Genomic DNA, 14684 nt, shown 5'->3' on the forward strand with positions numbered 1-14684 from the left:
TTCTATAATACTTTTTCAAACTCTACATCATCCAAATATAAAATACCGCTCAGACTATAATCATTTAACGTTATGACTTGGCATACTAAGGCATCGTGCACCCAGCTATGCTGAATATGATTTTCTTGGGTACCTGAAGCTATTGCAGGAGATATCGTATATTGGCCATGATTTAGGTGTGGAAAAGTAAAACGGAAACCAAAAATATATTCTTCTCCCCCAGTAAGCGTAGGAATTCCTTGTCCCAAAACATAACTGTTAGTTTGGGTAATAATATTCCCCAATCTATCTCTTACTGAAAAACCTACAATAGCACTGTCTATCGATTGGAAAACCTTCACTTTTATTAGCAACTTAATAACCTGAAGAGGTTCTATAACTGTTGTCTTTAGGCCCGATAACTCATCATACATCGCTATCCCTGTTATTAATGCTTTATCATCTCCCATTACATCCAACTGTTCTGAGAAATCCTCCACTATTACGCTTCTTTCATTTTCTTCAGATTTGACAAGATTACTAAAAGTCAGGGTGGATAAATTAGCCCCTATCATAAAAGCTTGATATTTTTTGGATATCTCTAATGGGTTTCCGTCAGCAATTAATTGTCCTTCGTTGATCCAGATAACTCTATCACAATATTTATTAATAGCAGTCATATCATGAGTCACAAAAATCACAGTTGCTCTGGATTTCAGTTCTTCAATTTTACGATAACATTTCTGCTGAAACCGGATATCTCCAACACTCAAGGCTTCATCAACAATTAAGATATCTGGATCTACATTTATCGCTACAGCAAATGCTAGTCTTACGAACATCCCACTAGAGTATGTTTTTACTGGCTGGTATATAAAATCTCCTATATCAGCAAATTCAAGTATCTCTTCTAGTTTTTCATCCATTTGCTGCTTTGAAAAGCCTAATAGTGTTCCATTCAAATAGATATTTTCGATTCCAGTAAAGTCTGGATTAAAGCCAGCGCCCAATTCAAGCAGTGCCGATATTTTCCCACTAATTTGAATATCACCTGAAGTCGGCGTTAAAACTCCTGTGATCATTTTAAGTAATGTAGATTTCCCCGAGCCGTTTTTCCCTATAATTCCTATGCACTCATTTTTATTCACTGTTAATGATAGATCTTTAACAGCAATAAAATCTTTGTGGTAATTACGTTTAAAAGGATTAATTACTTCCTTAATTCTATCTGCATTTTTATCATAGATTTTATAAATCTTAGACAAATTACTTACTTTAATAGAGTAGTCGCTCATGTTTTGTAAACTCCTCACAAGACATCTGCAAAATGTGGCTTCATTTTTTTAAATAAATAGAAGCCTAACATTAACATTATTAATGCAAATGACCAGAAATAAATACCACCAGATAGTTCCCAAAACCATTTATGGTATATAAATGTGTTTCTATAACCTTCAGTTATATATATCATTGGATTCAATTTATAAATATATTGATATTGTTCAGGTATTAATGTAATTGGATAAAATATCGGCGTTAACCAAAAACCAAACTGTATCAGCATCGCTACCACTTGAGCTGTATCCTTCAAAAACACCATTAATGAGCTTGTGATCCAGGAGAGACCTAGGATCAGAACAAAACTTGCCAGTAAGTAATAAAAAACTTGAAGATAGTAAACCGAGAAACCATACCCATATATCAGGAACATCACTAAAAGAAATACAATAAAAAATAGATGCACGAACAAAGCAGCATATACTTTAGAAACGGGTAAAAATTCTGATTTAAAAACCATTTTTTTTATCAAGAAGTTATTTTCCATTATTGAGTTCGTTGAAGATTGAACTGCTTCAGCAAAAAAATTCCAAGGAATTATTGCACACGATAACCACAAAATAAACGGTACATCATCAATAGGGGTATTTCTAAAACCGACTTGGAAAACAAACCAAAATAGTAGTATGGTGATTAATGGTTGAATAAATGCCCATGTAATACCCAAAAAAGAACCAAAATAACGTTTTTTAAAATCATTTTTAGCTAAATTTAGAATCATTTTTTGATGTGTAATTATTTTTTCGATCATAAACCACTTCTCAACTTTCTTAATTTAAAATAGTAACCTGATATGATAATATTAAACGTACATTTACAGTAAAGGAGCGTAAAAATTGTCGACTTATGGATATAGCGGCTCGAAAGCCAAAAAAAACAACGAAAGCTCCAAAGCGCCTTGGTTGATGCTTGGAGTTATCATTTTATTTTTACTCTGGTCCTCGTTTAGAGTTGCATTATTTAATGCCCAAATCTCAGAATATGAGCACCCAATATATTTAACGGCGCTAATATCAGCTCTACTAGCCATCTTTGCTATTGCGATATCTTGGAAACAACTGAAATGGACTAGTCATAAAGATACTTTGTCTATTTTAGTGTTTATGTTGCCAGCAACTTACGCGTTATCGATGATTAACGCAGTTTCGCAGTATTTAGCAGTTAATATGCTGCTTATAATGTTCGTATACGGTATATTTTTTGTTGCTTCATCTATTATAGCGCAAGATGGTGCCCTTAATCGAATATTAAATCTATCTTTGATGATAATTTCTTACATTATTGTATTCTTCGGACTATTCCATTGGCTAGGTAATGGCCCAACTGTTACATTACTTGTGAAGTGGCTTGGTGTGCCTTTAACTGATTCTGGTGCATACTTCAATGCTGTTATGCTTGACTCTAACGGCGCACGATTAGCCTCCGTCTTCCAATATGCGAATACATATGCCGGATTTTTAATGGCATTTCTTCTAGCAGCATTGTTCTTTGTAGGAAAATCCCGTACATGGTGGGGAAAGTCTGGGCATGCCTTAATGCTGGTTCCAATACTTCTATCTATGCTCCTAACTTTGTCACGTGGTGGATTGCTTCTTCTACCTGTAGCATTCATAGTCGTCCTGGTCTTTTTAAAGCCGTATCGACAATTGATGTGGATTCTTCACTTGGCTGTAAGCGGAATTATCACTTTACTGATTCTTAATCCTGTTACAGAGATTGGATTAGCAGTTCAAAATGAGTTTTCATCTTCTGCATCATTCAAAGGATGGACATACGTTATTCTTGGGTCTGCTCTTTCAGCTGCGGTTTCTTATGTACTGGAACGTTGGGCTGCACCTTGGCTGGAAAATCTTACTTCAGGATTGTCTAAGAAAAAGTGGGGTACGTTGCTCATTCCTGTTGGCGGGGCCTTGCTTGCTGGAACACTATTGTTCATATTAATTGGCACTAATGCAAAAAGTATGCTGCCTGAAAATATCTCAACTCGATTAGAAACAATCAACTTGAAACAGCACAGCGTATTGGAACGGATAACCTTCTATAAGGATTCCATCAAAGTTCTCGCAGACTATCCACTGCTTGGCGCTGGCGGTGGAGCATGGTACGGACTATTTGAAAAGTACCAAGATTACTCCTATACTTCTCGCCAAGCACACAGCTATTTCATGCAGTACTTGGTTGAAACAGGTATTGTCGGTATACTGATTTTATTTGTTTTTCTTATCTATACCTATTGGAACTATATTCGTACTTATATTAAATCTGATGAAAATAAACGTGATTCTCACTTCTTGTATTTCATTATTGCAACAAGTATTTTGATTCACAGTTTAATGGACTTTAATATGAGTTATGTCTTTATCGGTATACTTGTCTTCATCTCTATTGGAGGAATGGCTGCATCTATTGATGCAAAACCGATTAAGATGTTCAAACCAACTTCACTTCGTATTACATTTGCGAGTATACTCGGAGTTGTTGGGATAGGATTATTCATTACTTCTCTTCTATTCGTACAAGCTTCAAGTGCATATTCCAATGCTGTACAAACAGTAAGAGAAACTCAAGACTTTAATAAAACCATGGTTCACTTAAAAAAGGCAATGGATTTACGTCCTACCCATCCTGAGTATGCTGCTTTTGAAGCTCACTTGTTCTTCGAAGTTTACAAACAGCAAAAGAATGACCAATTCTTTGATGAAGCTATACGAGTATTGAATAAGGCTATTCCAGCAAATCCATACCATAAACAACCGTTATTACAACAATTAATCGATGGTTATAAGATTAAAGGTATGGATGAGCAGATATATACTATCTATTCCGATAATGCGCCCAAGTTCCCATGGGATATGAACTGGTACAATGAGTATATGGATTACACTGTACGGGAAGGTTATAAAGCTTTCTCAACTGCGCCAGACAAAAAAGGCAAATATCTTGATGAAGTTATTGCCGCATATGAGCATGTAAAGGCAAATGTTGAACGCTTAAAAGCTTTGCCAAAAGAGATTACTCCGAACAAGGAATTCTATATGAAAACTCAAATGGCAATGAATGCAGGACGTGCTTACTTTATGAAGGGCGAACCTGGGCAAGCCGCAGAAGCGATGAAACCATATCTACAAGAGGATGTAACAGATCCTAACAATAAAGATTTAGCTCGCTGGTATGTAGCAGCAACCATTCAGCAGGGGCAAATCGATCAGGCTTGGTATGATAAGTTGATTGCTGTGAGTCCAGATGAAAAGGCTCAAATTGATCAAATCGCTGAACTTAAATTCAAAGCTGAATAATCAAATTGACTATAACAAAAAAGGAACGTTCCGATGCCGGGACGTTCCCTTTTTCTGTTACCTTTATTTATTCACATTCAACAATCATTCGCTTCATATAATCCAACAAGTCTCCCCGCAGCTCTGGACGCTGCAGTGCGTAATGCAGCGTCGTCTCAATAAAGCCGAGTTTCTCACCAACGTCATGCCGTTGACCATCAAAATGATAAGCTAACACACTTTGTTCTGCGCTTAGCTGTGCAATCGCATCCGTGAGCTGTATTTCTCCATTGACTCCAGCCTCCTGCTGTTCAAGCAGTTCAAATATACGCGGAGTCAGTATATATCGTCCCATGATGGCCCAATTCGATGGAGCCAACTCTTTGTCTGGCTTCTCTACTAGCTGTTCTGCGCGAATGAGTCGCTCTTCTACAGAAGAGCCTGCTACGAGTCCATAACGCGACACATGCTCCCAAGGGACTGGCTGTACGCCAACAATTGAGGATTCGTAACGATCATATACGTCGATCATTTGTTTCAAGCAAGGCACCTCGGCTTGAACAATATCATCTCCGAGCAGTACTGCGAACGGTTCATTTCCGATAAATTTTCGAGCACACCATATCGCGTGTCCTAACCCCCGTGGCTCTCTTTGCCGGATATAATGAATGTTGGCCATCTCGGAGGATTTCCGTACTTCCTCTAACAGCGCTAGCTTATCTTTCTCCAACAGGTTATGCTCGAGTTCAAAGTAATTATCAAAATGATCCTCGATAGCACGCTTTCCCCTACCTGTAACAATAATGATATCTTCGATGCCGGAGTCTACTGCCTCTTCCACAATGTACTGAATCGTCGGCTTATCGACAATCGGCAGCATTTCTTTTGGCATTGCTTTTGTTGCAGGCAAGAAGCGCGTACCCAGCCCCGCGGCTGGAATAATTGCCTTTCTAATCTTCATCTCAAGCCTCTCCAATCTCAATTGTTCATCTTTCTCCGTTCATACCTGATGCTATCTTTAGTATACATGAAAAGCTATCAATAAATATACTTCCCAAGGTATACGCCATTAGATATTATTATTCATTTAATTTATTCCTCCTATCCAAATACATACGTAACCGGATATAAAAATAAAAACACCCGCAACTTAAATTAATCTATTATTTCGAAAGGGAGTGTATCACTTACCAGCCAAAATATAATAGCTTCAAAGATTCATCGCTAAGGTTATAGGGGACTGTATTCGGAAGAAATAGACGCTTCCCTAACAAAAAGACCCGAACCCAGATTTCCATGCAGTTTCCTACATATTTCATCTGGTTCGAGTCCATTATTGTAGCTTTACGTTATTAAGTTAATAACAACTACTTACTTCACCAACTGCCCACGCGTTACGCCGAGCTGGTTCGTTGCCTTCAGCTTGCGCCATACTTCCGTGCCGCTGATTTCGCCGCGAAGCGCACGTCCGTAAAGGTCGATAACTTCCTGCACTTGTTCTGGCGTTTCCTCCAAGAACTCGACACGGTATGTGCCAACACCAAGCTCCAGGAAGTTAACCAAATACTCCGCGCCCGATTGCTCGATCGCGTTGTACACGGTATTGCGGCAGCCTTCGTCTACCCGAACAGGGTGAGACATGCCAATGCGATCACGCAGCGATACACGGTGCTCCTCGCATGGACGGCCGCAGTTCGTGTAATCTGTTCCTTCGCTCAGGAATGTGCAGTACACGCAGTGCTCGGTATGGAACATCGGCAAATGCTGATGGATAACAATCTCCAGCATCGACGTATCTGCGTGACGCAGCATATCGACCATTTGCTGAATGTTCAAGTCATATGAAGGCGTAATGCGATCCAATCCCGCTTCTTTGAACAGCTGTACCGTCTTATGGTTCGCCACGTTCAAGGAGAAGTCCCCGATCAGCTGCGGGAACATTTCGCCTTCTGGCTTGCTCGGGCAGATGGCCAGCTGCGGATCATTTGCAGCCTGCTCCATAACCTCTTGGCTAGGCATCCCTGATGACGCCCTCTTGCTCTCCCAATCCGCCTTCTCCAACTGGTAGTAATTCAGTGCACCCGTGTTGCGTACGAGCACTGCATCCGGCTTCAAGTTCAAGATGTTACGATGGTATCCGTTCTCGTTCGGCATATGAATGCGCGGCGTTACCAATGCAATCGGCTTGCCTGCTGCGCGGCATGCTTCAATAGCAGCCGGGAACTGCTTAATGAATTCAAAGTCAGCATAGATCAACGATACGTCTGTCTTCACAGCAGCCTGTACCTGCTCCAAGTTGCGGCACAACGCTGTCAACTGAGCACCGCCAAACGGTACAGGCGTCTGCTCCTTAACGGCATCTCCCATAGCCACGATATTGTGCTTCACGTATACCGGAGGCTTCGGACGCTCGCCTGCAAGCTCCTCCACGGCATGGCGGCGAATCGCATTCAATTCGCGCATCGGAACGATGACGTCACCTTCCAGCGCCGATTCCAATACCTCAAGCTGATACACTGTACCGCCCAGACGCCCGAGCTGCTCACGCAAGAGTGCCTCGTCCATCGGTCGCTTTTGTGCAACCTCAAGCGGAAGCTCTGAATCCACTTGAACGACTGTCCCCTTCTGCACATCCGTCCACCATGTGCGCAATGGTTCACCAGCACGACCTTCTACGCGCACATGCACAGGGAAGACACGGTATGGCTTGTCCGTCTCAAACGTGGCACGCATGCGCTTATCGAGCGCCTGGTCGCTCGTCTTCCAAATGCGATCCCCAACATGAACACGGCGCAAGTCCACATCATTACGTCCTGGCACGATGTCCACGATCCAGCCTTCCTCCGCTTCTCCCCCCAGCTTCACGCCTTGACGACGCAAATCGTAAATGCGTCCGCCTTCTTCCTTCTTCGTCGGATCACCGGCATCAAAGCCAATGCCGTCGCCGCGCTTCAGAGGTGCTTCCAGCTTACATACGACACCGTCACGCAGCACCTGCTGCACCGTACCAACATATACACCACGGCTCTTCGGGAACGTTCCGTCTACAAGCTGCTTGTTGTTCGTCCCCTTCAAGAAGCCGTGCGTGAAGCCGCGAGAGAAGCTTTGTTGAAGCTCGCGTACTTCTTCCTTCGAAGGGCCATTCCAGTTACCATCGAAATAGTCATCGATCGCTTTGCGGTACTTGCTCACCACGTTCGCCACATATTCCGGCTGCTTCATACGTCCTTCGATTTTGAAGGACGTAACACCCGCTTCAATCAACTCCGGCACAATATCAATCGCCGCCAAATCCTTCGGCGACAGCAAATACGTCACATCGCCCATCGGCTGGTGCTCCCCGTCAACCATCATGTCATACGGCAAACGGCAAGCCTGCGCGCATTCCCCTCGGTTCGCCGAGCGGCCGCCCCACATTTCAGACGTCAGGCATTGTCCTGAGTAGGACACGCACAACGCGCCATGCACGAAAACTTCCATCGGTACGTTGGCCTTCTCGCCGATTTTCTGAATTTGCTTCAGGTTGTTTTCGCGGCCAAGCACGACACGTTCCATCCCATATGGCTTCGTAAATTCAGCCGCTTCTGGCGACGTTATCGTCATTTGTGTTGAACCATGAATCGGGAAGTCAGGCGAAATTTCACGAATCATTTTTACCAAGCCCAAGTCCTGTACGATAACCGCGTCTACACCCGCATCGATACAAGCCTCGATAAGCCCCTTTGCATCCTCAAGCTCATTTTCAAACACCAATATATTAAACGTCAGAAATCCTTTAACCCCATAACTATGCAAAAACGCCATAATGTCCGGCAAATCATCCATCCGGAAATTGTTCGCACGCGCACGTGCATTGAACTTCTCTACTCCGAAAAAGATCGCATCCGCGCCATTTGCCACTGCGGCACGCATGCAATCCCAATCGCCAGCCGGCGCCAGCAGCTCAATATCTCCACGCTGTATCCCTTGCTTCATTGTCGACATGCTCATCCTCCAAGCTAATTTATCCATTGCCGCATGATGCGGTCATCTCTATCTACTTATTTAAATATGCTTCAATTAGTATAGCGATCTTTACGCCGAAACTCCAGCATAGGCTAGAACTTCCTGCTCACTATGCCGCATACCTACACGTAAGCTTGCTCGAAGCAGAGTCGCGTAAGGACATTTCCACCTACAACTAGACAACCAGCCTGCACACGTAAGAACAAGAAAAGCATCCCGCCATAGCTTGGCTAGGATGCTGTCTGCATCATGACTTCTTATTCGTCACTTGCTCCGTAAATTGAAAGGATTCCATCGTACGCTTGAAAGAGTCAAGCAGTTCTGGCGTTCGGGCCGTATCATCCACGGAGTACACGAGTGAGAACACCTTGCCTTCACGCGCTATTAACAGCAAATTCACGGTGAAGCTCAATTGACCGGCCTCGCTGAATACTTTCATCTCGACCGCATAAGCTTTATTGCCTTGAACCGTCGTCTTCTCTTGCTTCACGATCTCAACCTTAGTGTCGCCTTCCCCTTTATAGTAATCTTCCCATCTTGCAAGCGCCTCTTCTACTGTTCGCACTTGATCGACATACACGGAGAAATCACTATCCGGCCGTGAATAATAAGCAATCATGCCTTCGTCCAATTCAACATCATAGTTCTCTTCTCCCCAAGCATAGAACCCGCTCGTCCACCAATCCGGTACCTGCAAGGTAAATCCATAATTCGGAGCTTTGCGAGGTGAGCTGACAGACCAGTCCTTGTACCAGTCTTCCCCTTTCGGGAAGTCTTCGGGACTTTCAAGATCTTTCTTCACACTTCCATCAACCTTCACCGAGGAAAACAAGCGGTTTCCAAGAGAAATACCCTCTGAATTTTCCGGACAATGATAGATCATCAAATATTGCACACCTTGATCGACAACGAGCAAATGCATGCTCACCTTCCAGTTCTTCTCGTCGACTTTGCTTTTTATTTTAATGGATTTTGCCATTTTCCCATCTGCAAGTTTTACGTCCTGCTCAGGATCGACCTGCAAATACTCAGACTTGGTGGTCTTTTTCAAATAAGATAAATGATTTTTAGCAAACTGGTCGAGCGTCAAACCAGGTGCAGCAGTCGCAATATTGTAATTGACAGACTGTTCCCAATTTTTCGACCCATACGATTGGAAATACGTATCAGACGATGCCCAATCTACCGGCAAATCCATTGTCAGCCCTTTGCCCCACAACTCCGTATTGCGGTAGCCGTCCTTCACCGAGCTGATATTGGTTGCAGCACCAGCGGAAAAGCTCGGACGGAACGTATTTATGAACGGGACGTACTGCAGCATCTGCTTCGGTCGTTGCGCATTTGCATCAAATATACGGATGATATATCGCTTGCCGTTGGAGCTGAACACACGCGCTAAGTACATATCCTCTTCATTTATAAAGACAGATTGTGCATATGCAATCCCATCAACCTTGCCCGTGCTCGCTTCATACATTCCTGACTCATCGTCTAACTCTTCCGCTTGAAGATACTCCATTAATTGCTGTTCCGACGCTTGCCCCTTAAATGTATCTGCCCAATGCTCAAGCGGCTTCGATGCCCAATCCAGCGCATTGATTGTTACATAGACATGTTCTGTTGGATCCGTAAAAATAACAGCGAACTCCTCAGGAGATAAGCTTTCATGCGTCCAACCCTTAGGAAGAACCATATTCCATTGATAGTAGGAATCTCCGACACGTGCAGCCTTTGCACTCACATCTACAGCAGCACCTGCAAGATTCCCTGCCTGTTTCCAGCGCAATATTATTGATTTATCCTTATCCACCGAATAAGTTGCACCAAATGCTTGTGCCAGCTGCTTCAGCGGCACCATCGCTGTACCGCCAGTCATTTCCGGGGCTACTGCCAGATTGACAAGCTTGCCGTTCAGCATCGCCTGCTTCTGACCGATTCGCATCCGAATAGAGATAGCATCGCCTTCCAATATCACTGCATTATCCTTTTCCCACTTCAAGGCCGCTTCGAACACATTCGTGAAGATACTTAGCGGCACCATCGTTGTTCCTTGACGAACGTATGGCTTTACAATCGCTAACTTCTCACCGTTCCATGTCGCACTCGTACTGCCCACTTTCAATCGGAGCATCTCCTGCTGCCCAGCCGCGGCAGTTGCTGCCGCAATCGGAGACGGAGACACATTCCAAGCTGCCGCACCTGAAACAACAGCTGCTATTGTCATAATCGCTACACTCTTCCGCCAATGATGGCTCGAGAACGGATATCGAATCGTTTTCCCCATATGAAGCACTCTCCCCTTAGCTCTTCATCTATAAAACATACCCTTCAGTTTTTCATGCACTTCTACTTCTACTTTACTTATCAGCTTCTGCTGACTTCTCCTTAACAGCAGGCTTTACTGCTTCACTCAGCACTACCATCTTCGCAACAAGATTCCCCTTCGACTGCATCGTCAGTTTTACTTGCTGCCCTGGCAAAAATGACTTCAGTGCCTCATGCACATCGACAAGGGTCTTTACTGGCTTACCGTTAATGGCATACAGCACATCACCTTCCGTTATGCCTGCCTTCTTCGCCTGGGCGCTTACAACACTCGTAACCTTGATTGGAACATCTGTCGGCAATCCAACATACGCAGCCCAGCTCTCTTCCAGTTCAACGCCAATCGAGGCCCGCTTCACCTTGCTATATTTGAAAAAGTGCTGCACAATCAGGTTTACCGTGTCAGACGGTATCGCGAATCCCATGTTCTCAATCCCTACAGCAGCGAACTTCAACGTATTAATGCCAATCACTTCACCACGCATATTCACGAGTGGCCCCCCGCTATTGCCAGGATTAATAGCCGCATCCGTCTGAATCAGCTTGTAACTTGAATCAACAGCCCTGTCGATACCGCTAATAATCCCGGAAGTCGCAGAATTTCGCAGGGTAAAAGACACAGGTGTTCCAAGTGCAACGACCCCTTCGCCCACCTTAAGTGTTGGGTTCGGACGCACAAATGTGGCAGGCTTCATGTTTTGTGCATTGATTTTAATCAGGGCAATATCACTTTCCTCATCAGCGAACCATTTGCTTACCGGATAGGATTTCCCTTCCGGCGTTACGACTACTGGCTTCTGCAGAGCCAAAATGACATGCGCATTCGTAACAATCCAGCCATCCTTGCGCACAACGACTCCCGTTCCGTGAGACAGCCAGTTGTCTGAATCATCTTCTGCATCGATCTGACGGCCAATAATCGATACAACGGATGGGCTTACCTTTTCCACAATAGTAGGAATATCATTAGGCTTGTACTGATATGTATTCGACTTGCTATCATATGTACCTTTGCCGCCGGCTACCTGCTCAAGCGCCTCCGCTTCTACATATACCTTGTCCTTCACCTTTACGGCTCGAAATGACGCCTCAGCACCTGCCGCAGTTGGCAGAACAGATGCTCCAACCAGCAAGGAAATGATAAAAAGCACAACTCTGTTTCTTCCCATTCTTCTAGATAACTTCACTTCTGATGCATGATTTATATGTATTCTCTTCCCTTGCCCAACCATCCGGTTGCTCCTCCTCTTGCCCCCTATGAAATCAGGGCATTCCAATCTATGCTTCCATTCTCCTCCAACCTCAGATCATATGCAAGAAAAAAAGACTCCTTGATGTTATCCACCAAGGAGTCTGTCTGTAGGACATGTATGTATCGCCTTATGTGATATGTGAAGATCAATTGTTCAAAGGCTTGATGGCGATTACCAACCCTGCACCATTACCCAATCCGCATATAAAAATACAAGCAAGCTCACAACGGCGAAGCCGAGCGCAAATAGGTTGCGAGGACGCTGCTTGACTTGGCGTAGAACTGCCCAGATCAAGAGTAAAGTAAACGCAATCATAAATAGATCAAAATGCTGATAGGTGCTTTCGCTCTGTTGTGCTGCTTCGGCCAAAAACATGGTGTGACCTCCCTCTACACGTTCATTATACTCATATGCATCTATGTTATATTTACCCAGCAAAAGAATCAAGGCAAATTTTTCATATTTAACAAGATTGTCACCAATATTTCATGATTTATCCCTTGTCAATGAAACCCTGCATGATAGATGTCATTGAGTGAGAGATTAGATGGACATGTTTTCGCCACATCATTCCGTACCTGTGCCTTTCACTTTACTTGGCTTACTTCTCCCGATGCCATTCATAAGAGAAATTGAATGCATTCATCAGAAATTGTAATAGCACTTGTCTTCACCATGCATTGTCGCCTTGCTGGAAATATGTTACGATTACCTCACTAATAAAACATACTATTTATATCGGAATAAACAAGTTAAAGGAAATGAGGGACTGCCAATGGCTTATGATCCAATTTGGATGCAAGACCCTGCAAAGCTGAATAAATTCGAGTTTGTCAAAATGGAGAAAGACGGTCTTGATGTCATTCGCGATATTATCGAGACGTATGCGCAGCAAGGCTATGAATCCATCCCCGAAGATGACAAAGGTCGTTTCAAGTGGGCTGGTGTCTATGAGCAAAAGCCGAAGGACGGACATTTCATGATGCGCATCCGCATCAATTCCGGTATTATGTCCGCCGCACAAGCTCGGACCCTAGCCGATATCGCTGAGCTATACGGCCGAAGCCTGATGGACGTAACGACACGCCAAGCGATTCAGTACCACTGGCTGAGAGTCGAGTACTTCCCCGATATCTTCAATCGCCTTGAACAGGTTGGACTCTATTCTTATGAGGCTTGCGGCGACTGCCCGCGAACGATTGTCGGCAACCCGCTTGCTGGCATTGATCCCAATGAATTAATGGATACAACCGATCTCGTAAATGAAGTTAATGATTTTTTCCTCTTGAATCGAGACTTTTCCAACTTGCCGCGCAAATACAAAATGTCGATTTCCGCCAACATCTATAACAATGCGCATGCTGAAATAAATGACTTAGCCTTCACCCCTGCCGTCAAAATCATTGATGATGAAGAAGTGATTGGCTTCCACGCCCATGTCGGAGGTGGATTGTCCGCCAAGCCGCACTTGGCGCAAAAGCTTGATATGTTCGTACGCCCTGAGGAAGTGCTCAAGGTCGCCATCGGCGTAACGACACTATTCCGTGACAACGGATTCCGTGAGAAGCGCCATCATGCCCGTCTGAAGTTCCTTATTGCAGCTTGGGGTGTAGAGGCTTTCCAGAATCGCTTAGAAGAGCTGATTGGCAAGTTCCCTACTCGTGGCGAAGATAAAACCGTCGGCTGGCAAGCAGCTTACTTCGACGGCGTACATCCGCAGAAACAGAACGGTCTCTTCTATATTGGACTCAACGTTCCAATCGGCCGGTTGGATAGCCACGAATTCCGCCAGCTGGCTGACGCAGCTGAACAATACGGTGACGGATTACTGCGGACAACGATGTCCCAGAACATTGTTCTGACTGGCATACCTGAATATCATATTGATGAGGTTCTTACTTTACCCATGCTGCAGCGCATTACGCCACATCCTAAGCCATTCATGAGCCGGACGGTATCATGCACAGGCAACGAATTCTGCAACCTGGCGATCGTAGAAACGAAGGAACGCGCGAGGCGCGTAGCTGACTATTTGGATGAGCATATCACCGATCTGAATGAACAAATTCGCATTCACTTCATTGGCTGTCCGAACGCCTGCGGTCAGAAGCATGTCGCTGACATCGGCTTACAAGGCTCTCTCGTGAAGACGGAGCAAGGCATGGTCGATGCTTTCGATATCGCAGTCGGCGGCATACTCGGCCCGAATGCCCGTTTCAACACAACGTTGAAAGGGCGTGTAAAGGGCGACGACGTCCCATACGTCCTAGAACAGCTCCTTCGCTTCTATAAAGAGGAGCGCAAAGCGAATGAGACATTCCATCATTTCTTCCTCCGTGTCGGTGCAGACGCGTTCCAGCAGCGTCTGACCGAGATTCTAGCTGCTCCTATCGGCTAAGCCTAATGAGAGAGAATACATCCACCCCGCACCAGCCTCCCCTGTTATGAACAAGAGACCAACCTTAGCTAAGCGCTCTGGTTGGCCTCTTCATTTCACAGCATATGATTT

At 44.4% G+C, this 14684-nt stretch carries 9 protein-coding genes; 2 read left to right on the forward strand and 7 right to left on the reverse strand.

The genetic code is table 11. The features are described 5' to 3' along the window. Positions 1-2: 2 nt before the first annotated feature. Positions 3-1274, reverse strand: coding sequence for an ABC transporter ATP-binding protein (locus M3661_RS00085; protein ID WP_251481175.1), 1272 nt, complete (start codon positions 1272-1274; stop codon positions 3-5). Between the two features lie 14 nt (positions 1275-1288). Then, complete coding sequence (locus M3661_RS00090) at positions 1289-2068, reverse strand: ABC transporter permease (protein WP_251481177.1); 780 nt, start codon at positions 2066-2068, stop codon at positions 1289-1291. 85 nt (positions 2069-2153) lie between these two features. Between M3661_RS00090 and M3661_RS00095 the strand changes: the two genes are divergently transcribed. Beyond that, positions 2154-4613 carry an O-antigen ligase family protein gene (locus tag M3661_RS00095; protein WP_251481179.1) on the forward strand — a complete coding sequence of 820 codons (2460 nt, stop codon included), beginning with the start codon at positions 2154-2156 and terminating at the stop codon, positions 4611-4613. Between the two features lie 67 nt (positions 4614-4680). Here M3661_RS00095 and galU read toward each other — a convergent pair whose 3' ends face one another. The 5 genes from galU to M3661_RS00120 form a co-directional block, all read right to left on the reverse strand. Further along, a complete protein-coding gene (gene galU, locus M3661_RS00100) occupies positions 4681-5553 on the reverse strand; it encodes a UTP--glucose-1-phosphate uridylyltransferase GalU (RefSeq protein WP_251481181.1) in 873 nt (290 codons plus the stop codon). 410 nt (positions 5554-5963) lie between these two features. Further along, positions 5964-8576, reverse strand: a complete 2613-nt coding sequence (locus tag M3661_RS00105; RefSeq protein ID WP_397376477.1) for a U32 family peptidase — start codon at positions 8574-8576, stop codon at positions 5964-5966. A 268-nt stretch (positions 8577-8844) separates the two neighbouring features. Next, positions 8845-10881: a copper amine oxidase N-terminal domain-containing protein gene (locus M3661_RS00110; protein ID WP_251481184.1), complete on the reverse strand. Its 2037-nt coding sequence runs from the start codon at positions 10879-10881 to the stop codon at positions 8845-8847. A gap of 73 nt (positions 10882-10954) precedes the next feature. After that, positions 10955-12154, reverse strand: coding sequence for a S1C family serine protease (locus M3661_RS00115; protein WP_251481186.1), 1200 nt, complete (start codon positions 12152-12154; stop codon positions 10955-10957). A gap of 192 nt (positions 12155-12346) precedes the next feature. Next, complete coding sequence (locus tag M3661_RS00120) at positions 12347-12550, reverse strand: DUF2759 family protein (protein WP_021257086.1); 204 nt, start codon at positions 12548-12550, stop codon at positions 12347-12349. 400 nt (positions 12551-12950) lie between these two features. Here M3661_RS00120 and M3661_RS00125 point away from each other — a divergent pair, with 400 nt between their 5' ends. Further along, positions 12951-14573 carry a nitrite/sulfite reductase gene (locus M3661_RS00125; protein ID WP_251481189.1) on the forward strand — a complete coding sequence of 541 codons (1623 nt, stop codon included), beginning with the start codon at positions 12951-12953 and terminating at the stop codon, positions 14571-14573. Positions 14574-14684: the final 111 nt, after the last annotated feature.

Origin of the sequence: Paenibacillus sp. MER 180, assembly GCF_023713665.1 — a bacterium.
Classification (GTDB): Bacteria; Bacillota; Bacilli; order Paenibacillales; family Paenibacillaceae; genus Paenibacillus_B; species Paenibacillus_B suaedae.